At 69.1% G+C, this 19,887-nt stretch carries 14 protein-coding genes and 1 tRNA gene; 7 read left to right on the top strand and 8 right to left on the bottom strand.

The features are described 5' to 3' along the window. Positions 1-48: 48 nt before the first annotated feature. The 3 genes from lon to clpP form a co-directional block, all read right to left on the bottom strand. Positions 49-2,484, bottom strand: a complete 2,436-nt coding sequence (lon, locus tag E7T09_RS10985; RefSeq protein ID WP_136389222.1) for an endopeptidase La — start codon at positions 2,482-2,484, stop codon at positions 49-51. A 158-nt stretch (positions 2,485-2,642) separates the two neighbouring features. Then, complete coding sequence (gene clpX, locus E7T09_RS10980; RefSeq protein WP_136389221.1) at positions 2,643-3,854, bottom strand: ATP-dependent Clp protease ATP-binding subunit ClpX; 1,212 nt, start codon at positions 3,852-3,854, stop codon at positions 2,643-2,645. Continuing rightward, positions 3,851-4,462 (bottom strand): ATP-dependent Clp protease proteolytic subunit, encoded by a 612-nt coding sequence (gene clpP, locus E7T09_RS10975; protein ID WP_168734808.1) that lies wholly within the window; start codon positions 4,460-4,462, stop codon positions 3,851-3,853. The genes clpX and clpP overlap by 4 nt, the downstream gene beginning before the upstream one ends. Before the next feature lie 155 nt (positions 4,463-4,617). Here clpP and E7T09_RS10970 point away from each other — a divergent pair, with 155 nt between their 5' ends. Continuing rightward, positions 4,618-5,670: an aldo/keto reductase gene (locus tag E7T09_RS10970; RefSeq protein WP_136389220.1), complete on the top strand. Its 1,053-nt coding sequence runs from the start codon at positions 4,618-4,620 to the stop codon at positions 5,668-5,670. 54 nt (positions 5,671-5,724) lie between these two features. Here E7T09_RS10970 and E7T09_RS10965 read toward each other — a convergent pair whose 3' ends face one another. Together E7T09_RS10965 and E7T09_RS10960 are read right to left on the bottom strand one after the other, a co-directional pair. Then, the gene (locus tag E7T09_RS10965) at positions 5,725-7,401 is read right to left on the bottom strand and encodes a ribonuclease J (RefSeq protein ID WP_136389219.1); all 1,677 of its coding nucleotides are present in this window, start codon (positions 7,399-7,401) and stop codon (positions 5,725-5,727) included. Between the two features lie 373 nt (positions 7,402-7,774). After that, positions 7,775-7,849 (bottom strand) — tRNA-Glu (locus tag E7T09_RS10960). 248 nt (positions 7,850-8,097) lie between these two features. Between E7T09_RS10960 and dnaX the strand changes: the two genes are divergently transcribed. Both dnaX and E7T09_RS10950 read left to right on the top strand, forming a co-directional pair. Then, positions 8,098-10,374 carry a DNA polymerase III subunit gamma/tau gene (gene dnaX / locus E7T09_RS10955; RefSeq protein WP_136389218.1) on the top strand — a complete coding sequence of 759 codons (2,277 nt, stop codon included), beginning with the start codon at positions 8,098-8,100 and terminating at the stop codon, positions 10,372-10,374. A gap of 67 nt (positions 10,375-10,441) precedes the next feature. Beyond that, a complete protein-coding gene (locus E7T09_RS10950) occupies positions 10,442-11,992 on the top strand; it encodes a glycoside hydrolase family 10 protein (protein ID WP_136389481.1) in 1,551 nt (516 codons plus the stop codon). Positions 11,993-12,062: 70 nt separating this feature from the next. Here E7T09_RS10950 and E7T09_RS10945 read toward each other — a convergent pair whose 3' ends face one another. Next, positions 12,063-13,070, bottom strand: coding sequence for a LacI family DNA-binding transcriptional regulator (locus tag E7T09_RS10945; RefSeq protein WP_136389217.1), 1,008 nt, complete (start codon positions 13,068-13,070; stop codon positions 12,063-12,065). Positions 13,071-13,204: 134 nt separating this feature from the next. Between E7T09_RS10945 and E7T09_RS10940 the strand changes: the two genes are divergently transcribed. The 4 genes from E7T09_RS10940 to E7T09_RS10925 are packed head-to-tail and all read left to right on the top strand — an operon-like array spanning position 13,205 to position 16,209. Beyond that, positions 13,205-13,717: a copper chaperone PCu(A)C gene (locus E7T09_RS10940; RefSeq protein WP_136389216.1), complete on the top strand. Its 513-nt coding sequence runs from the start codon at positions 13,205-13,207 to the stop codon at positions 13,715-13,717. A 4-nt stretch (positions 13,718-13,721) separates the two neighbouring features. Continuing rightward, a complete protein-coding gene (locus E7T09_RS10935; protein WP_136389215.1) occupies positions 13,722-14,375 on the top strand; it encodes an SCO family protein in 654 nt (217 codons plus the stop codon). Then, positions 14,372-15,235, top strand: a complete 864-nt coding sequence (locus E7T09_RS10930) for a cytochrome c oxidase assembly protein (protein ID WP_240741748.1) — start codon at positions 14,372-14,374, stop codon at positions 15,233-15,235. The genes E7T09_RS10935 and E7T09_RS10930 overlap by 4 nt, the downstream gene beginning before the upstream one ends. A 38-nt stretch (positions 15,236-15,273) precedes the next feature. Further along, positions 15,274-16,209 carry a quinate 5-dehydrogenase gene (locus tag E7T09_RS10925; RefSeq protein WP_168734807.1) on the top strand — a complete coding sequence of 312 codons (936 nt, stop codon included), beginning with the start codon at positions 15,274-15,276 and terminating at the stop codon, positions 16,207-16,209. Between the two features lie 139 nt (positions 16,210-16,348). Here E7T09_RS10925 and E7T09_RS10920 read toward each other — a convergent pair whose 3' ends face one another. Together E7T09_RS10920 and E7T09_RS10915 are read right to left on the bottom strand one after the other, a co-directional pair. Next, on the bottom strand, positions 16,349-17,545 hold the full coding sequence (locus E7T09_RS10920) for an acyl-CoA dehydrogenase family protein (protein ID WP_136389214.1): 1,197 nt from the start codon (positions 17,543-17,545) through the stop codon (positions 16,349-16,351). Between the two features lie 218 nt (positions 17,546-17,763). After that, positions 17,764-19,857 (bottom strand): alpha/beta hydrolase, encoded by a 2,094-nt coding sequence (locus tag E7T09_RS10915; protein WP_136389213.1) that lies wholly within the window; start codon positions 19,855-19,857, stop codon positions 17,764-17,766. Positions 19,858-19,887: the final 30 nt, after the last annotated feature.

Below are 19,887 nucleotides of genomic sequence, written 5' to 3'. Positions count from 1 at the left end.
CCGCCCCCGTTCAGCGGGGGTGGCACTCCTAGCATTGGGGGCTGCGGCTTACGCGCCGGGCTGGGCGGGCTTGCTGCCCTGCGTGGGCGGAATGGTCGGCTGGACGGGTTCGGGCTTGGGCAGCAGCAGCAGGCTCAGCACCTCGCCCACGCGTTCCACCGCGTGGATCTTCAGCTCGCCGCGGATCGATTCCGGCACGTCCTGCAGGTGCGGCTCATTGTCGTGCGGGAAGATGACCTCGCGGATCCCGCCCTGGTGCGCGGCGAGCAGCTTCTCCTTGAGGCCGCCGATGGGCAGCACGCGGCCGCGCAGGCTGATCTCGCCGGTCATGGCGACGTCCATCCGCACCGGGCGGCCGGTGATCGCGCTGATGACGGCCGTGGCGATGGTGATGCCGGCGCTGGGGCCGTCCTTGGGCGTGGCACCGTCGGGGAAGTGCACGTGCAGATCCATGGTCTTGTGGAAGTCCGGATCGGCGCCGTACTCGCTGGCGTGGGCGCGCAGGTATGCGATGGCCGCGCCGACGCTCTCCTTCATCACGTCCCCCAGCGAGCCGGTCATGACGATCTTGCCGCTGCCAGGCGTCGCCAAGGCCTCGACGAGCAGCATGGTGCCGCCCACCGAGGTCCACGCCAGACCCTGCGCCACGCCCACCTGGGGTTCTTTCTCCATCTTGTCCGGGCGGTGCATGGGCACGCCCAAGTAGTCCGGCACCTGCACGGCGTCGATCACCTTGACGCCCTCCCAGGGCTTCTCGAGCAGTTCGCGGGCGGCCTTGCGGGCCAGCTTGCTCACCTGGCGGTCGAGGTTGCGCACGCCGGATTCCTGGGTGTACTCCTCCACGATCCGGTTCAGGGCGGCGTCCGTGATCTCCAGGCGGCCAGTCAGACCATGGCTCTTGACCTGTCTTGGCACGCGGTAGCGCTTGGCGATCTCGACCTTCTCCGGCTGGGTGTAGCCCGGGATCTGGATGACCTCCATGCGGTCGAGCAGCGGCCGGGGAATGGTCTGGAGGGTGTTCGCCGTCGTGATGAACATGACCTGCGACAGGTCGTACGGCACTTCCAGGTAGTGATCCTGGAAGGTGTGGTTCTGCTCGGGATCCAGCACTTCCAGCATGGCGCTGCTGGGATCGCCGCGCCAGTCGCTGCTCATCTTGTCGATCTCGTCGAGCAGGATCACGGGATTGGTCACGCCCGCGTTCTTCATGGCCTGGATGATCCGGCCAGGCATGCTGCCGATGTACGTACGGCGGTGACCGCGGATCTCGGCCTCGTCACGCACGCCGCCCAGCGCCATGCGGACGAACTTGCGGTTCAGGCTGCGGGCGATGCTCTTGCCCAGCGAGGTCTTGCCAACGCCGGGAGGGCCGACCAGCACCAGGATCGGGGCGCGCAGTTCGGCGTCGTCGGTGCGCTCCTCGGCGGTGCGCTCCTTGCGGGCCTCCTCGGTCTCCTCAGGCTTCTGCGTCAGCTGACGCACCGCCAGGAATTCCAAGATGCGGTCTTTCACGTCGTCCAGTGCGTAGTGGTCGTCGTTCAGGATGTCGCGGGTGCGCTGGATGTCGAGGATCTCCTCGTCGCGCTTGCTCCACGGCACATCCACCAGCCAGTCGATGTAGTTGCGCACCACGGTGCTCTCGGGGCTGCCGCCGGGCGTGCGTTCCAGGCGCTGGAGTTCCTTGAGGGCCTTGTCCTTGACGCTCTCGGGCATGCCCGCCTGCTCGATCTTCTCGCGCAGCGCCTCGACCTCGGCCGGGCCGTCCTCGCCGCCGCCGAGTTCCTTGCCGATGGCCTTCATCTGCTCGCGCAGGTAGTACTCGCGTTGGTTGGCGTCCATCTGCTCTTTGACGCGCCCCGCGATCTTCTTGTCCAGGTTGAAGCGCTCAGTGTCGCGCGACAGGAACTTCAGCGTGGCTTCCAGGCGGGCTCGCAGCGGCACTGCCGCGAGCACCTCCTGCTTCTCCTCGGGCGTCCAGGTGGCGTGGTGCGTGACCTGGTCGGCCAGCGTGCCGGCGTCGTTCAGGGCCTTGAGTCCCTCGAGCTGGTAGTTGTCCAGGCGCAGGTTCTTGTTCTGGCGCTGGTATTCCTCGAAGGCCGACTTGACCTCCTGCACCAGCACCGCCACCTCGCGGCTCTCGTCGGCGGGCACGGTCTGCGTTTCGGCGCGCACGCGCATGTAGGCGCTGGGCACCTCGTCGGTGACCAGGGCGCGTTCCTGCGCCTCGACCAGCACCTGGTAGGTGTTGTCGGGCATCCGCACGACCTGCTTGACGACGGCCAGAACGCCCATTTCGTACAGTTCGGCGCGGGTGGGGTCGTCGGTGCGGGCGTCGCGCTGCGTGAGGAGCAGCACGCGGCGGTCGCTGGCCTGCGCCTCATCGACGGCGCGCTTGCTCTTGGGGCGGCCCACGTCGACGTTCATGGTAACGCCGGGCAGGATGACTATATTTCTCAGTGCAACGACGGGAAGTTCCCAGATCATGCTTGCTCCTTGCGGGCCGCGGCCCCGGGTACGGCTCGGAATGGGGCGCGGTAATACGAAAGTCTAACGCGTCGGAGGAGACTGAAAACACCCCCGACCACCGGGTACTCGGGCAGTCTAGGGGTGGGGGGACTGGGGTGCTGTAATCTCTGTTGCGTTTAGGCAGACTTCTTGAGTCCCTTAGACTCAAGTAGGCCCAGGGGCGAATCGATGTGCGCCTTGTCGAAGTGCAGCTCCTTGAGGCCCTCGACCGGCAGCTCGAACAGCAGATCCGTCATGGCCTTCTCCAGCACCGCGCGCAGGCCACGCGCACCGGTCTTGCGTTCCCGCGCCCGGTGCGCCACGTCGCGCAGCGCGCGCTCGGTGAAGCTCAGATCCACGTTCTGGAAGCCGAACAGCGCCTGGTACTGCTTGATGATCGCACCCTGCGGCTCGGTCAGGATCCGCACCAAGGCATCCTCGTCCAGATCCTGGAGCTGCACGACCAGCGGCAGGCGGCCCACGAACTCTGGAATCAGGCCGAACTTCACGAGATCCTCGGGCAGGAAGCGCAGTTCCGCCTTCTCCTCGCCCTTGTGCTCGGCCCCGAAGCCCACGGCGCGCACGTTGGTGCGGCTGCGCGCGATGTCCGCCATGCTCTCGAAGGCGCCGCCCACGATGAACAGGATGTTCTTGGTGTTCACCTGCACGAGTTCCTGCTGCGGGTGCTTGCGTCCGCCCTGCGGCGGCACCTGCGCGACCGTGCCCTCGATGATCTTCAGCAGGGCCTGCTGCACGCCCTCACCCGACACGTCACGCGTGATGGAGGTGCCCTCGGACTTGCGGGCGATCTTGTCGATCTCGTCGATGTAGATGATCCCGCGCTCGGCCGAGGCCACGTCGTACTCGGCGGCCTGGAGCAACCGCACGATCACGTTCTCGACGTCGTCGCCCACGTAGCCCGCTTCGGTCAGCGTGGTCGCGTCGGCGATCGCGAACGGAACCTCCAGCATCTCGGCCAGCGACTGCGCCAGCAGCGTCTTGCCGGTGCCGGTCGGCCCGATCAGCAGGATGTTCGACTTCTGCAGGTGCACGTCCGGGTGCGCGAGACGCTGGTAATGGCTCACGACCGCCACCGCCAGGGCCTTCTTCGCCTCGTCCTGCCCGATCACGAAATCGTCCAGGTACGCCTTGATCTCCTTCGGGCTGGGCAGTTCCTCCAGCCGGAACTCGCTCCCGGCCTTCTTGTTCTGTTTGACCAGCTCGTGAGCGCGGTCCGTGCACTCGTTGCAGATGAACGCCGCCCGTCCCGGCGCCTCGATCAGCTGCGCGATCTGTGGATGCTGTCGCCCACAGAACGAGCAGCGGTCCCCACTGCCTGATTTGGTCATGCGCCACCCCCCACCAGTTCCACTTCACGCGTGTTCTCGATCACGCTGTCGATCAGACCATACTGCTTGGCTTCCTCGGCCGACATGAAGTAATCGCGTTCCATGTCCCGCAGCAGCTTCTCGTGCGGCAGATCCGTGTGCTTGTGGTAGATGCTCACCAGACGGTCGCGCAGGTGCAGCACCTCCTTGGCCTGCACCTCCAGATCCGGCGTATTCCCCCGGAAGCCCGCCGAACCCTGGTGGATCATGATCCGCGAGTTCGGCAGCGCCAGCCGCTTGCCCTTGTCGCCAGCCATCAGCAGCACGGAGCCCATGCTCATGGCGATGCCTACACAGATGGTGCTGACCGGCGCCTTGATGTAGCGCATGGTGTCGTAGATCGCCAGCCCGGCGTACACCTCGCCGCCGGGGCAGTTGATGTACATCTGGATCTCCTGCTCGGGGTTCTGCGAGTCGAGCAGCAGCAGCTGCGCCACGATGGAATTCGCCATCTGCGACTCGATGGGCGTGCCCACGAAGATGATCCGGTCTTTGAGCAGGCGCGAGTAGATGTCATAACTGCGTTCGCCGCGCCCGGTCTGCTCGATCACGTAAGGAATGATGCCCATGCGGGGGATTATAGGCCCGGTCAGCGGCGTGAATGGAGGGAAAGCTGGGATGCGCCGCCCGCCCATGACGCCCCTGGGCTGTTCTGGTGGTGCTCTGGCGGCTGTTTGGTAGCGCCGCCCACACCCCGCCCCCACCCGGGTGTGCACCCTGAAGTATGAATCTCCGCTCCTACCGCACCCTGGGCCGCTCGGGCCTGATCGTCAGCCCCCTGGCACTGGGCACCATGACCTTCGGCAACGCTGCATGGGGCAGTCCCGACGACGAGTCCGCGCAGATCCTGGACGCCTATCTCAAGGCCGGCGGCAACGTCATTGATACCGCCGACGTGTACTCCGGCGGGCGCAGCGAGGCCCTGCTGGGCCAGCTGATCGCCGACCGGAAGATCCGGGATCAGGTCGTGCTCGCCACCAAATTCGGCTTCAATGCCAGGAAGGGTGATCCGCACGCGGGCGGCAACGGGCGCAAGCACATCCACCAGGCCCTGGAAGGCTCGCTGCGCCGTCTGAAGACCGAGTACATCGACCTGTACTGGCTGCACGTGTGGGACATGGTCACGCCCGTGGAGGAGGTCTTGCAGACCCTGGGCGACCTCGTGCGCGCCGGGCAGATCCGCTACTTCGGACTGTCGGACATGCCCGCGTGGTACGCCGCCAAAATGGCCACCCTGGCGCACGCGCACCACGTGCCCGGCCCGGTCGCCATGCAGCTCGAATACTCGCTGGTGGCCCGCGACCTGGAAATCGAACACGCTCCGGCGGCCCGCGACAGCGGCCTGGGCATCGTGCCGTGGAGCCCGCTGGCCGGCGGCTTCCTGGCCGGGAAGTACCAGCAGGGCAGCGACCAGGTGACCGGCCAGGGTCGCCTGAGTGGCAGCAACCCCTTCCAGGGGCCGTTCACCAAGTTCACTGCGCGCAACTGGGCCATCCTGGACGCCCTGCGCGGTGTGGCCGCCGAGGTGGGCCGCCCGCCGGCCCAGGTCGCGCTGGCATGGCTGGTGGCGCAGCCCGGCGTGGCCTCGACCATCCTCGGGGCCAGTCGGCTGTCGCAGCTTCAGGACAACCTCGCCTCGCTGGAGATCACCCTGACGCCCGAGCAGCTCGGGACTCTGAACACGGCGGGCGCTCCCGCCACCCCCTTCTTCACGCCGGATCTGCGGCGCGTGGTCTTCGGTGGTGCGGACGTGCAGAACTGGGACGAGCAGGAGTAGGTGCAGGGAAAACCGGCCGCTCCCTGGGTGGGGCGGCCGGCTCACGCAGAGGGTTCAGTCCACGATCATGGGGATCAGTACAGGGTTGCGCCCGGTGACCTTGCGCACGAAGCGTCGTACGGCGCCGTACATGTCGTCCCGCACGTCTTCCAGCCGCTTCTTCTCACGCATCCCGGTCTCGATGGATTCCAGCGCCACCTTGCGGATCTGGTTGTCCAGGTCGCGGTTGGCGCGCACGAAGCCGCGCGACACGACCTCCACGTGCGGCGTGGGGTGCAGGATCGCGGTCATGATCAGGATGCCCTCCTGGCTCATGTTCACGCGGTCGAGCAGCACGTCGTCCCCGATGTCGCCCACACCCAGGCCGTCCACGTAGACCGCGCCGGCCGGCACCGTGCCCGTCACCTTGAACTCGTCGGCCGAGAGCTTCACCACGTCGCCGTTCTTGGCGATCAGCGTGCGCTTGGGCGGGCGCGGCAGGGTCTGTGCCAGCTTGGCATGGTTGATCTGGTGGCGGGGCTCGCCGTGCCACGGCAGGAAGAACTTCGGCCGTGCGAGGTTCAGCACCGTCGCCAGTTCCTCCTGCGAGCCGTGCCCGGACGCGTGCACGCGGTACGTGGGCGGGTAGACCACGTCCACGCCAATCTCGTACAGGCGGTTGATGACGAGGTTCACCGCCTCCTCGTTCCCGGGAATCGGGTTGCTCGACAGGATCACGGTGTCGCCCCGGCGCAGCGCAATCTTGGCGTGGTTCCCGAAGGCCAGGCGCGACAGGACGCTCATGGGCTGGCCCTGCGAGCCGGTGCACACGAACAGGATCTGCTGATCCTGCAGCTGCCCCACGTCCTCGGAGGTCAGGAACGGATCCGGCGCGTTCATGTACCCGAGCTGCGTGGCGACCTGCGCGTACTTCAGCATCGAGCGGCCTTCCATGACCACCCGGCGTCCGCAGCGGTGCGCGACGTCCAGCGTGTTCTGGATGCGGTGCACGTTGCTGGCGAAGGTCGTCATGAACACGCGGCCCTTGCAGTTCTTGATGACCTCCTCGAGGTTCCGCGCGACCTCCATCTCGCTGACCGTGCGCCCTGGCCGCTCCGCGTTGGTGGAGTCGCTGATCAGCAGCAGCACGCCGTCCTTGCCCGCCTGCTCGATCTTCGCGAGGTCGCTGAGCTTCCCGTCGCTGGGTTCCTCGTCCAGCTTGAAGTCCCCCGTGTGCAGCACCCGCCCGACCGGCGTGGTCAGGATGTACCCGGCGTTGTCCGGAATCGAGTGCGTCATGCGGATGAACTCGATGTTGAAGTGCTTCCCGATCCGCACCCGCTCGTTCTGGTCGATGTCGATCTCGCGCAGATCCGTGTCGGCTTCCTTAATGCCGAATTCCGCCAGTTTCTCGCGCACCAGCCCGAGCGTCAGGGGCGCGCCGTACACGGGCATCTTCGGCAGGCGGGGCAGGATGTACGGCAGGCCGCCGATGTGATCCTCGTGCCCGTGCGTGAGGATCATGCCCTTGATGAGCCCCGCGTTCTGTTGCAGGTAATCGATGCGCGGAATGATCAGGTCGATGCCCATCTGGTGCGAATCCGGGAAGGCCAGTCCGCCGTCGACGATCATGATCTCGTCTTCAAAGCGGTACGCGGTGATGTTCTTGCCGATCTCGCCCATGCCGCCCAGCGGCATCACTTCCAGGTGTGGCAGTACGGGCCCGTCCTGGCCATTGGTGTTCTGTGTCATGTGGTACTCCGTGTCCCCGGCCAGCCCACAGCCGGGCCGGAGTGTCTTGAATGAGGCGTGCGGCCCAGACGTGCGGCCAGATGGTGCGGTTGTGTCGCTGACCTTCACCCAGGGTGGGAAGGCAGACGCGGTTCACTCAAAGTAGCACAGGGGTACGCGCGGGCGCCCGGCCTGGGGTAAACGAATGGGTGGCGGAGCTTGGCGGCGTCCGAACATGGCCCAACCCGAACCGTCCGCGTTCGCTGAACCCGGGCCACAGCTCAACACAGAAGGGCTGTTGTCTCTATGGCGTTCAGGCGCTTCCACAGGTGCGCCGAATAAACCTCACACTCGCAGCCAACGAAAACGCCCCCGCTTGCGCGGAGGCGTTGTCTGGTGACCCCAACGGGATTCGAACCCGTATCGCTACCTTGAAAGGGTAGTGTCCTAACCGTTAGACGATGGGGCCACACCACTTCAGTTTTCGCTTGGGCGCCTGGGGTCAGGGCTGTTCGCGGACTGCCTTTCAAGGGGCACCTTTTCAGGCACCACAGAACTGTACAGGGGTGGTCTCATTCCGTCAATAGCTGGGGGGTGTGCGCGGCTCACTCCGGCGGACAGCGGGCCGCACTAGACTGCCAGGGTGAAGCGGTGCATGTTCAGCATTCGGCCACTGGCCACGGGTGACGCCGCCTCCGTGTGGCCCTGGGTGGCGTCTTGAGCGCCATCTACCAGCGGGCCCGGCCGATCCGCTGGGATCAGGTGGTGGGACAGGAGCACGTCAAGGATGTCCTGAAGGCGGCGCTGGAGCAGGGCCGGGTGGGGCATGCGTACCTGTTCTCCGGCCCGCGCGGGGTGGGGAAGACCACCACCGCCCGCCTGATCGCCATGACCGCGAACTGCTCGGGCCCGGCCCCGAAACCGTGTGGGGAATGCGAGTCGTGCCTGAGCGTGCGCGCGGGCTCGCACCCGGACGTCATGGAGATCGACGCGGCCAGCAACAACTCCGTGGACGACGTGCGCGACCTGCGCGAGAAGGTGTCGCTGGCGGCCATGCGCGGCGGGAAGAAGATCTACATCCTGGACGAGGCACACATGATGAGCCGCGCCGCGTTCAACGCCCTCCTGAAGACCCTGGAGGAGCCGCCCGGCCACGTGATCTTCATTCTGGCGACGACCGAGCCGGAAAAGATCATCCCGACCATCCTGAGCCGCTGCCAGCACTACCGCTTCCGTCGCCTGACGCCGGAGGAGGTCGCCGGGAAGCTCGCGGGCCTGGCCCGGCAGGAGGGCGTGAGTGCCGAACCGGCCGCCCTGCAGCTGATCGGCCGCCTTGCCGACGGCGCCATGCGCGATGGCGAGAGCCTGCTCGAACGCATGCTGGCCGCCGGCAGCGCGATCACTCGGGCGGGCGTGGAAGATGCGCTGGGCCTGCCGCCGGGCGAGCGGGTGCGGGCGGTGGCGGCAGCGCTGGTGGGCGGCGATCCCGGCGCGGCCCTGTCCGGCGCGGCGCAGCTGTACCGGGACGGCTTCGCGGCCCGCACGGTCGTCGAGGGGCTGGTGGCGGCCTTAGGCGCGGCCCTGCACGCCGAACTGGGCCTGAGTGAGGAGGGCCGCCTGGACGGCGCGGACGTGCCGAGGCTGCTGAAGCTCCAGGCGGCGCTGGATGAGCAGGAGGCCCGTTTCGCCCGGTCGGCGGATCAGCAGAGCCTGGAACTCGCCCTCACGCACGCCCTGCTGGCCGCCGATGGGGGCGGAGCGGGGAGTGCAGGCAGCGGCGCTGGGGCGGCCGTTCCTGCCGACATCACCCAGCGGCTGAACCGGCTGGAGAAGGAACTGGCGGGCCTGCGGGCCAGCGGAGCCCGTCCTGCGTCGGTGACCGCGCCCGTGGCCGAGTTCGATCCGGCCGCGCGGCGCGGCGCGGCCCCGGTGCGGGACGTGGTGACCGAGGCCGCAGCCAGCGTGGGGGAAGTGCCCGCCCCGGCACAGGGCAACTGGGCGGACGTGGTGCGGCAGGCCAGCATGCAGGTTCGGGCCTTCCTGAAACCGGCCCGGATGCACGCCGAGGCCGGATACGTGAGCCTGACCTACGACGGCAAGAACGCCTTCCATGCCAAGCAGGTCGTGTCGAAATTCGACGATCTGGCGAAACTGGTGTTGCAGGTGTTCGGTCCCGTGGTGTTCGAACTGGTCGTCCCGGACGGCGGTCGCAAACTCAAGCTGGGTGGCCCCGCCGATCCGGCCTCCGCGCCCGCACCGGCGACGCGGCCTGATCCCGCTCCGGCCCGCGCTGCGCCCGCGCCTGTAGCCGAGGTTCCGGAGGTCGCTCCCTTCGACCCGGCTCCCCGCCGCTCCGTGGCACGCGGCCCCACCTTCGATCCCGTGCCCGAGCCTCCGCAGGCGACCGCGGCGCCCCAGGTCACGCCAGACCGGCCTCCGCCCCGGCCCGCCGCGCGCGTGGCGACGCTGGATCCCCCGCCGGAAGTGCGGATTCCGCCCTCCAGTCCGGACGACGTGGCCCCCGCCCCCCTGCCCGAGGTCGAGCCGCCCGCATGGACGCTGGAGCACGCCGCCGATCCGGCTCCGGCTCCGGCGGACGCGCAGGGCGGAGACCGCGTGCCGCCACCCGCCGCCGCCCGCGACCTGTACCTGGGTGAGATCATCACCGAGGAGCCCGACTGGGACGACATCGGCGGCCCGCTGGAGACCGGTGGGCCGGACGTGGCAGCCCAGCTCGTGGACGCGCCCTTCGCGAACCTGACCGTGGAGCGTCCTGCTCCCGCGCCGCCGCCCGCTGCCCCCCTGCCCGGGCCGACGGAGCCTCGGCAGGCCACCGCCCCGGCCCGTGTGGGAGACATCCGCGCGCACCCCATGTATGAGGACATCAAGGGCCGCTTCTCCGGACGCGTGCGCGAGATCGGCAAGAATCGGTCGGTGCCCGCCACGTCGGCGCAGGCCGACGACGAACCCGGCGAGGACGAGGCGGAGGCCTGAGCGGAGGAGGCCGCGCGGGTTCACGTTCCTCTGAAACGCGTGCGCTAGCCTGCCGTTCGAACCCATGATGCCCACTGCCTTGCGCCGCGCCCTGCTCTGTTCCCTGCTCCTGACCGGAGTAGGCATGGCGCAGGACTCCCCGCCGCTGCCGACCAGCCCGGCCGCCATGCCCGTGGCCACGCCAGCCAGCGCCCTGCGGGGCCTGTGGGTGGACGCCTTCGGGCCGGGCCTGAAGACGCGGGCGCAGGCGCAGCAGACGGTGGACGACGCCGCGCGGCTGGGCGTGAATACGCTGTTCGTGCAGGCGATCCGCCGCGCCGACTGCCTGTGCCTGAACTCCACGTACCCGGCCGTGACCGACAAGGATCTGGAAAAGGGCTTCGACCCGCTGGCCGTGATGGTGAAGTTCGCCCACGCCCGGGGGATGCGCGTGATCGCGTGGGTGAGCGTGACCGGGGCGGCCAACATCACCGCTCCGAACAGCGATCCCCGGCACGTGTTCCGCACGCACGGCCCCGATGCGGGCGCGCAGTCCTGGCTGACCCGCCGTCCGGACGGCACGTGGCAGGAAGGCCGCGACGGCTGGCTCGACGTGGCCCTGCCGGACGTGCAGGACTACGTCACCCAGGGCATCGTGAGCCTCGTGAAGAACTACGCGGTGGACGGCGTGCAGCTCGACCGCATCCGGTACCCCGACGGGGACGTGTGGGGCTATGTGCCCGCCGTCCTCGACCGGTACCGGGCCGAGACCGGGGCCACCGGCACGCCCGCCGTGGACGATGCTGCGTGGGCCGACTGGAAACGGCAGCAGGTCACCAACCTCGTACGCCGCATTGCGCTGGAGGTCAAGGCGGTGCGGTCGAGCGCGTGGGTCAGCGCGGCGACCATCACGTACCTGGAACCGCCCCGCGCGGGCGACCTCGTGTCGTTCCGGCGCACCCGCACGTACTGGGACGTGCTGCAGGACTGGCCTACCTGGATGAACGAGGGCCTGCTCGACCTGAATGTCCTGATGAACTACAAGCGCGACACGGTGGAATCGCAGGCGGCGTGGTTCGACGGCTGGAACGCTTTCGCGCAGAGTGTCAGCGGTCGGGCCGACGGAGCACGCGCCCTGGTCGCGGCGGGCAGCGCCATGTACCTCAACCCCCCGGAAGTCACGGCCGCGCAGGCCGTGCGGGCCGTAAACAGTGGCCTGGGCTGGGTGGGGTACTCGTACCGCACGCCGACCGCCGCCGTGTACGGCGAGAAGGAGACGGGCGCGCAGGGACTGGACACCGTCCGCCGCCTGCTGACCGCGCCGGGCGCGCCGCTGGCGATGCCAGCCCAGTGGACGGCGGCCCCGCCGACCCTGCGCGGCCTGCTGGGCCGTGTGACGGGCACGGCCCTGCCCGGCTCGCGCGCGGTGGAGGCGTGGCAGGGCGGGCACCTCGTGGCGCGCGGCCTGACCGACGCCCTGGGCTATTACGGCTTCGCCACCCTCAAGGCCGGGGCGGTCGAGGTGCGCGTGGCCGGACAGCGCTGGACGGACAGCGTGCCCCCGCGCGGCGTGGTGCGCTTGCCGTATCTGCTGGTGCGCGATCTGCCGCCCCTGTCCGCCACTCCATCCAGCCCCTGAGTCGGCGGCGGCAAGGCGGGGCGATCAGAAGCCGTTTGTTCTGATCGCTGTGCCCAGCACCGGTTCCTGCTCAGGCGGTGTCGCGGATGAGCAGGCGCGGCTCGAAGCGGCGGGCGCGGGCGGGGCCCTTGAAGCCGTTCAGGCGCGAGAGCAGCAGCTGCGCGGCCTCGTAGCCCATGCTCTCGACCGGCTGATGCAGCGTCGTCAGGCCCCGCGCCGCCGCCCACGGCTGGTCGTCGAAGCCGATGATCCGCACGTCCTGGCCGGGCGTGAGGCCACGGGCACGCACCTCGTCGAGCAGCGCGCCCGCGAGCAGATCCGCCGAGGCGAAGACCGTGCAGGGCAGGCCATCCGGTGAGGCCTGGGCGTCGTCCAACAGGCTCGCCGCCGTGTTACGTGCGGCCAGCGTGTCGAAACTGGACGTGAATTCGCGCCGCACGCGGCGTCCGGCCGTCTCGAGCGCGCGCATGAATCCGCTGCGGCGGTCCTCAAACACGCGTGTGGTGAACAGCTGATCCAGTTCCGTCTCGACCCAGATGGCGTACAGCGCGCCGGGGAAGCTCGCGGCGTACTCGCCGGCCAGCACGCCGCCGCCCACGTTGTCCATGAACGAGCAGTCCACGTTCTCGGCAAAGGCGTCGACCAGCACGGTGGGCTGCTGGGTGCGCAGCCGCCGCTCGTGGAACATCTGCGTCAGGTTGTACGTCGCCATGACCAGGCCATCGGCTTGGTACGCCAGCGTGTGCGACCCCAGGTAGCGTTCCAGCCGCGAGCGGTCGAGCAGCGGGAAGATCGCCACGTCGTACCGGGCTTCCTGGAAGGCGGTTTCCAGGCCGTCCATCAGCCGGGCGTAGAACTCGGTGGTCAGCACCGGCAACAGCACGCTGATGGTGTAGCTCTTGCCGCCCGCGATCCGGCGGGCGTGGGGGTTGGGCGTGTAGTCCAGGTCGGCGATGGCGCGCAGCACGGTCTCGCGGGTCGCGCCCTTGACGGCCGCATGGTTGTTCAGCACGCGTGAGACCGTGCCGACGCCGACACCGGCCTGCCGGGCCACATCCTGGATGGTGGGTTTGCGCATGGTTTGCGAGCAGGATACCCGAAGTTGTGGAAGCGGGTTCCATCGGGGGACAATCCGGCCCCGGCCCCGGCCTAGACTGCGGGTCACGGCCCGGGTGTTCCTGCCCCGTGGCCCGTCCCCGAGGAGCCTGCCTGATGTTCCCCATTTCCGCTCTGTCCGCCCGTGTCCGGGCGCTGCTGGCCCTGGGGCTGCTGGCCGTCCCGGCGCTGGCGCAGTCGGCCGGGAATTCTATGGATCTGACCATGCCCACGCTGAAGTCCGCTGCGGCCAGTACCGCCCCCCTGGCCCTCAAGGTCACGGCGGCCCGCGTGGTCGCCGTGCCGCCCGGCATTGAGGACACCAGTGTATTTGTGACCCTGACCAACCCCGGGAGCCGGCCGGTCGTCCTGACGTCTGCGCAGACCGCCGTGTCGGCGCACGCCATGCTGATGCTCACGGTGAAGGACGCGCAGGGCCTCACGGGCATGAAAGCCACGCCGTCCCTTACGGTGCCCGCGCACGGCACGCTGGTGCTGGACGACGCCGGGCCGCACATCATGCTGATGGGCCTGAAACGCTCCCTGAAGCCCGGCGAGGTCGTGACCGTGATCCTCCGCGACCGGGCCGGCCACACCCTGAGCATCCGGGCTCCCGTCCGGAAACCCTGAGCCCATGACCGACTCGACCCCCACGTCCGAGACCGGCGCCCGTGCACGCCCGTGGTACGCGTCGGCGCTGCTGGCGGTGGTGGGCGTGACGCTCCTGCTGCTGGCCGCGTGGGGGTATGCCCGCTTGCAGAGCCCGTATCCTTTCTACGGCACGGCGTATCAGGGCGTGCGGGCCACGCCACTCAGCGGCGTGGCGCAGGGCGGCCGGGCGTACACCCTCACGCCCGGTGTGGGCGGCAAGACCACGGCGCTGTTCTTCGGCTTCACGCACTGCGCGAACATCTGCCCGCTGACCCTGTCGTACCTGAACAAGGCGCGTCAGCAACTGCCAGCCGCCGAGCGCGAGACCTTCCAAGTGCTGTTCGTGAGCATCGACCCCGCTCGCGATACGCCCGAGCGCCTGGGCGAGTACGTCTCGTATTTCGGCTCCGGGATCGGCCTGCGCATCCCAGAGCCCGCGCTGGGCGAGGTCGCGCGCGCGTACGGCGTGGGCTACCAGAAGGTGGACGTGAAGGGCGCCGAGTACCAGATGAACCACACCACCGCCACCTACCTGATCGACGCCGCCGGGAAGCTGAGACTGCTGTGGGACTACACGCAACTGCCGCAGGTGCCGCGCGTGGTCCGGGATATCGAGTACGTCATGGAGCACCCGTGAGTGCGCCTGCCGCCGGCGGCGTGAACCTGAACCCCACGCTGGCCGACCTGCTCACGCTGCATGCGCAGCCCGCGCTGCTGGTGCCCACGCTGCTGATCGGCGCGTGGTACGCGTGGCGCTTCGTGGCATCGCGCCGGACGGGGGACGGCCGGGCGCGCTGGCCGGTGTGGCGGGCCGCGCTGTTCGCCGTGGGCTGGGTGCTGCTGCTCCTCACCACGCAGAGCCGCGCGGCGACCCTCACGCAGAGCAGCATGGCACTGTACATGGCCCGCCTGATGATCCTCGCGGAGATCGTCCCGCCCCTGCTGGTGCTGGGGCTTCCCCGCGGCGTGCGGCTCGATCCCCGGCGCGGCGTGGGCCGCGTGCTCAACCTCCTGCTCGATCCGTGGCTGGCGCTGGCGGTCTGGACGGCCGTGATCGTCTTCTGGAATATTCCCGCCGGCTTCAACGCGTCCGTCGTCGCCAACACGGCCGCCACCCTGCTGCCCGGACTGTACCTGCTGAGCAGCCTGCTGGTGTGGTCGGTCATCCTGCGGCCCCTCCCGGCGGTGCAGCCCGCCGGCATCGGCTCGCGCGGGTGGTTCGGGCTGCTGGCCGCGCTGCCGATGATGTCGGTGGCGAGCGTGTGGCTGTACACGCCGCGCGTGCTGTACCAGCCCTTCGTGAACGCCCTGTGCCTGTGGAACCTGACCCCGCTGCAAAACCAGCAGCTCTCCGGCTGGATCATGATGCTGGCCGGATTGCCCGCGCTGGCGCTGGCGTTTATCCAACTGTTCCAGTGGCTGGTCGGCCTGACCGAGACCCAGGGGCTGCCGCCCGCCCGGCCCGCGCCCGGCCAGCCTCCGGAACCTCCCGCCTGAAGCTGCCGCTTTCACCTTGGGCCTAGAATGCCGGGCATATGACCACCCCCCTGGAAGGCTGGCAACCCGCCCCGGCCGGTTACAAACACGTCGTGAGCGTCTCCCTGGGCAGCAGCAAACGCAACGCCCGCGAGGAGATCACCGTGCTCGGCCAGCCCTTCATTCTGGAGCGCATCGGCACCGACGCCGACGCGAAGAAGGCCGCCGCGATGTTCGCCGCCCTGGACGGTAGGGTGGACGCCTTCGGGCTGGGCGGCGCCGACCTGTACGTCATTGCCGATGGCAAGCGTTACCTGTTCAACAACGTCAAGAAACTGATCGCGGGCGCGAAGATCACGCCGGTGCTGGACGGCTCGGGACTAAAGAACACCCTGGAACGCGACGCCATTGCGCAGCTCGATCCCCTCCTGAACTGGCGGTCGCAGAAAGTCCTGATGGTCAGTGCCGTCGACCGCTTCGGCATGGCCGAGGCGCTGTCGCAGGCGGGCGCGGACATCGTGTACGGGGACCTCGTGTTCGGTCTGAACATCGACCGCCCGCTGCGGAGCCTGTCCTCGTTGCGAACCGTCGCCAAGCTCGTGCTGCCGGTGATCACCAAGCTCCCGCAGGACTGGTTCTACCCGACCGGCGCGAAACAGGAAGTCAGCGTGGAGGGCAACGGCACCAAGTACTACGCCTGGGCCGACGTGATCGCCGGCGACACCCACTACGCCAAGCGCTACGCTCCGAAAGACCTGAAGGGCAAGACCATCCTGACCCAGACGATCACGGAAGCCGACCGCGCGTGGATGAAGGATCGGGGCGTCGCCCGCCTGATCACCACCACGCCCCGCATGGGCAGCCGCAACTTCGCCACAAACGTCCTGGAGGCCTTCTTTGTCGCCCTGAGCGGTAAGAAGGAAGCGCTGAGCGAAGGAGAGTACCTGAACTACATCCGGCAGGTGAACTTCAAACCCGAGATCAACGAGCTGTAATCCGGACGCCGACCCAGCCCCCTCGGTTGCGGGTTCGATCCGACCGAAGGGGGAGGGAGAACGAACGGAGTTCGGCGATGGATGGGCAGGCGGTGGCGTTTCGACGGTTCGGGCACCCGGCTGAATCCGGAGCCGCGGTTCAGCCCCAGCGCGGAGAGGCGCCCAGCAGGCCCAGGTGCGTCTTCCCGACGATCTCGTGCGCCAGCGGGTTGTTCGCGGGGTGAACGCCGCCCATGGACACGTCGCGGTACAGCCGCTCGAACTCGGTGCCCCGGAACACGCCGCTCCCGCCCATCACGTCCAGGGCCAGACCCAGGATGTGCCGGGCCCCCTGCACGGCCCGGTACTTGGCCGCCACGATCTTCGACGGCCACAGGCCGCCATGGTTCACGCCGCCCGACCAGTCGCTCGCCACGCGCTCGATCTGGGGCAGCATGGCCTCGAGTTCCAGGGCCATCTCGGCCACGAGGTGCTGGATCATCGGGTTGTGCGCCATGGTCGCGCCGCCCAGGGCCACCGAGGTCTTGCGGGTCGCGCTCTGCACCGTCAGGTCGAACGCCCGCTCGGCGCAGCCCGCGTAGATGTGGGCGAAATTAATCAGCGCCCACGCGAAGATGTTCAGCACGAAGGCGTCCGCCCCGGCCCAGTCGGCAGGCAGCACCCGAACGACATAGCGGTCCGGGACGAAGACGCCGTCCAGCAGCGTGTCGTCGCTGCGGGTGGCGCGCATCCCCAGCACGTCCCAGGTCTCGGAGATGCGGAAGCCCGGCGTGTCGCGGGGAATGAAGGCGTGCACGACCCGGGGCTGGGCCGGATCCGAGGTGTCCATGGCGTGCAGGCCGAGCCACGTCCAGACCGGGGACAGGCTGCCGAAGATCTTGTGGCCGCTGAAGCGGTAGCCGCCCTCGACGCGCTCGGCGCGGGCGCTGGAGTACATGACGGGCAGGTCGTTGCCGGCCTCGCCGTGCCCGGCGGCGAAGACCGCGCCGGCCGCCGCCTCGTGCAGCAGCCAGTCCAGGGAGGTGTCCCCGGCCCGGTGGAGGTCGGCCGCCACCCCGGTCCAGTACAGGTGCATATTGGTCGCCAGGGCGGTCGCGGGCGCGCGGTAGGCCAGGCGGCGCTGCTCACGGGCGACCTCGGCCAGCGTCAGGCCCGCCCCGCCCAGGTCTGCGGGAAGGGCGAGCTTCAGGTATCCGGCCGCCTGCAATTCCCGGAAGTCCTCGTCGAAGAAGCGGTTCTCGCGGTCGTAGCCGGGAGCGCGGTCGGCGAAGCCCTGGAGCAGGTCGTCGCTGAGCAGCGGCGGGCGGAACGGGGAATCGTGCAACGTGGTGGTCATGGCTGCCTCCTGGGGCGAAGTGAACGGGACGGACGTGAAGGACGGCCGCACGGGCAACGCGCACAGGGGTGTCCCGCGGGTGGTTCTGGTGGCGGGCATGCGCCGGGGCGCTCAGGGGGCAGGCGCGCGGTTCGGTGGCGGAAGTCCGGTGTGCAGGAGGAAGTGGTGACGCGTCATGGTGGCCCTCCTCGCAGGATGGTTTGGGCGCGGCCCGCGCCTCAGAGCAGTTCGGCGATCATGGCGGCGGCGCGGGCGGCCCCGGTCGTCTCGACGGGCCGGGAGGTGGCCGGGCGGCCGATGGTTGACGCGATGGCCCCGGCGATCACGCTGGGCGTGGCGGTCGTGAAGTCCATGCGGTGCCCGGCACCGTACCGGTTCAGGCGGTGCGGCACGTGGAACTGCTGTTCGAAGTGGTGGCCCAGCGGGAAGTACAGGAACGGCCGCCCGCACGCCACAAGTTCCATGGTGGTCGTGAGGCCCCCCTGCACGACCGCCAGATCGCATGCGGCCAGCAGCCGGTAGAGGTTGTGCACGTAGGCCAGCACCTCCAGGCCGTCCCGGATCGGCAGGGTGGCCGGGTCGATCCTGGGGCCGGCGACGACGACCATCCGCAGGCCCGGCACCAGGCGGCGGGCCTCATCGAAGGCGGCCACCACCCGGCGCAGCAGGGCCTCGCCCACGCCGGACCCGCCCACCGTGACCACGCAGACCGGTTCGCCCGGCGCAAAACCGAACGCGGCCCGCAGTTCGTCGCGCGCGGGCAGGGCCGCCGGGTCGAAGCCCGCGACATAGCCGGGAAACGCGAAGTGCGCTTCCGTCCAGTCGCGGATCATCGGCAGGCCCGGCCCGAACCGCTCCGGCACGATGTCGTCCGGCTGTCCCACGAACAGCGAGCGATCCCGGACGCGCGGGTGGCGGGCGAGGTGTTCGATCATCTCCGCGTTGTAGTCGGCGGTGAGGGCCGCCTCGGGCTGCCCGCCGTCCGGCATGGGCAGGTAGCCGACGAAATCGCTGAGCCAGACGTACGGAGCCGTTTTCAGTTCCGGGTTCTCGTGCAGGAAGTGGTCGACTTCCCAGGCCTCGTCGCCGATCCACAGGTCGTACGGCTGCTCGCGCACCACCTCGTGGAAGACCATGAAGTTCGCGACGAAGATCTCGTCCATGCGCCGCAGCGCCTGGAAGACGTGCAGGTCGTGCGCGGCGGCCTCCAGCTCGATGTGCCGGGACTCGCTCGCCAGGGCCGCGCTCGCGGGATGCACCCGCTCGCCCTCGGCATTCAGGACGCGGGTGACCGGATCCTGCGCCAGCCAGTCGATCTCCAGGTCCGGCACCAGGCGGCGCAGTTCGCGGGCGATGGCGGCGTCCCGCTGGGCGTGGCCCAGCCCGATGGGCGACGAGACGAACAGCGCCCGGCGGGGGCGGCTCGCCGCCCGAGTCCACACTGGCGGAAAGGACGCGGCCGGGCGGAGAAATTCGTGCAGCAGCAGGTTGACCCGCACCGGGTCGCGGCTCTGCGGCAGGTGCCCCGAGCCGTCCAGAGTCACCAGCTGCCCGCCAGTGGCGCGCGCCAGCTCCACGCCGTTCGCATGCGGCCGGATGGCGTCCTGGCTGCCGTGCAGCACCAGCGTGGGGCAGCGCACGCGGGCGCAGAGTTCCAGCAGCTCCGGTTGCGGCCCGCCCCCGCCCAGCCAGGAGGCGATCAGCGTGTCGGGATCGCCGTCCAGGCCCCAGCCCACGCAGTCCTCGATCACCTTCGTCGAGTGGGGTTCGGTGCAGGCCTGCCCGAAGAAGAACTCCAGAAATCCCCGGAAGTCCTGACGCCAGGCGTGGGCATTGAATTTCGCCCACCCCTCGGTGGTGTCCAGCGGCGTATCAAAGGGGTAATGCTGCCGCTGCGGTAGATCCGGCGCGAGGTTCACCGCCGCGCCGATGAACACGGCGGCCAGCACGCGCTCCGGGTGATCGGCCGCGAGGTGCAGCGCCCGCAGCGCTCCCATCGAGAGCCCGACCATGACGGCGCGTTCCGTGCCGGTCGCGTCCATGACGGCCAACGCGTCGGCCACGAACTCCTGAACGCGGTAGGCCTGCGGCTCCGCGGGCCGGTCGGACTGGCCGTTGCCCCGCCCGTCGTAGGTCAGGACGCGGTAGTGCCGCGCCAGGAAATGCACCTGCGCCTTCCAGAAGCGCGAGTGGATGATCGACCAGGTGGGCAGCAGGAAGACCGTCAACGGGCCGCTCCCGAAGACTTCGTAATGCAGCCGCACTCCATCCCGCTCGACGTGTCCTGACTGGTCCGGTTCGCGTGCCCTCATCTCTGCCCCCCCGGGGTTCCCAGCCCTCAC

The organism is Deinococcus sp. KSM4-11, assembly GCF_004801415.1.
In the GTDB taxonomy this organism is placed as follows: domain Bacteria; phylum Deinococcota; class Deinococci; order Deinococcales; family Deinococcaceae; genus Deinococcus.
This window is presented reverse-complemented; position numbering and strand designations above follow the sequence as displayed.

Coding starts and splice junctions, on each gene's coding strand:
- E7T09_RS10970 (WP_136389220.1), top strand. CDS start 4,618: ATGAATCTCCGCTCCTACCGCACCCTGGGCCGCTCGGGCCTGATCGTC.
- lon (WP_136389222.1), bottom strand. CDS start 2,484: ATGATCTGGGAACTTCCCGTCGTTGCACTGAGAAATATAGTCATCCTG.
- clpP (WP_168734808.1), bottom strand. CDS start 4,462: ATGGGCATCATTCCTTACGTGATCGAGCAGACCGGGCGCGGCGAACGC.
- E7T09_RS10940 (WP_136389216.1), top strand. CDS start 13,205: ATGTTCCCCATTTCCGCTCTGTCCGCCCGTGTCCGGGCGCTGCTGGCC.
- E7T09_RS10945 (WP_136389217.1), bottom strand. CDS start 13,070: ATGCGCAAACCCACCATCCAGGATGTGGCCCGGCAGGCCGGTGTCGGC.
- E7T09_RS10965 (WP_136389219.1), bottom strand. CDS start 7,401: ATGACACAGAACACCAATGGCCAGGACGGGCCCGTACTGCCACACCTG.
- E7T09_RS10950 (WP_136389481.1), top strand. CDS start 10,442: ATGCCCACTGCCTTGCGCCGCGCCCTGCTCTGTTCCCTGCTCCTGACC.
- E7T09_RS10920 (WP_136389214.1), bottom strand. CDS start 17,545: ATGACCACCACGTTGCACGATTCCCCGTTCCGCCCGCCGCTGCTCAGC.
- E7T09_RS10935 (WP_136389215.1), top strand. CDS start 13,722: ATGACCGACTCGACCCCCACGTCCGAGACCGGCGCCCGTGCACGCCCG.
- E7T09_RS10915 (WP_136389213.1), bottom strand. CDS start 19,857: ATGAGGGCACGCGAACCGGACCAGTCAGGACACGTCGAGCGGGATGGA.
- clpX (WP_136389221.1), bottom strand. CDS start 3,854: ATGACCAAATCAGGCAGTGGGGACCGCTGCTCGTTCTGTGGGCGACAG.
- E7T09_RS10925 (WP_168734807.1), top strand. CDS start 15,274: ATGACCACCCCCCTGGAAGGCTGGCAACCCGCCCCGGCCGGTTACAAA.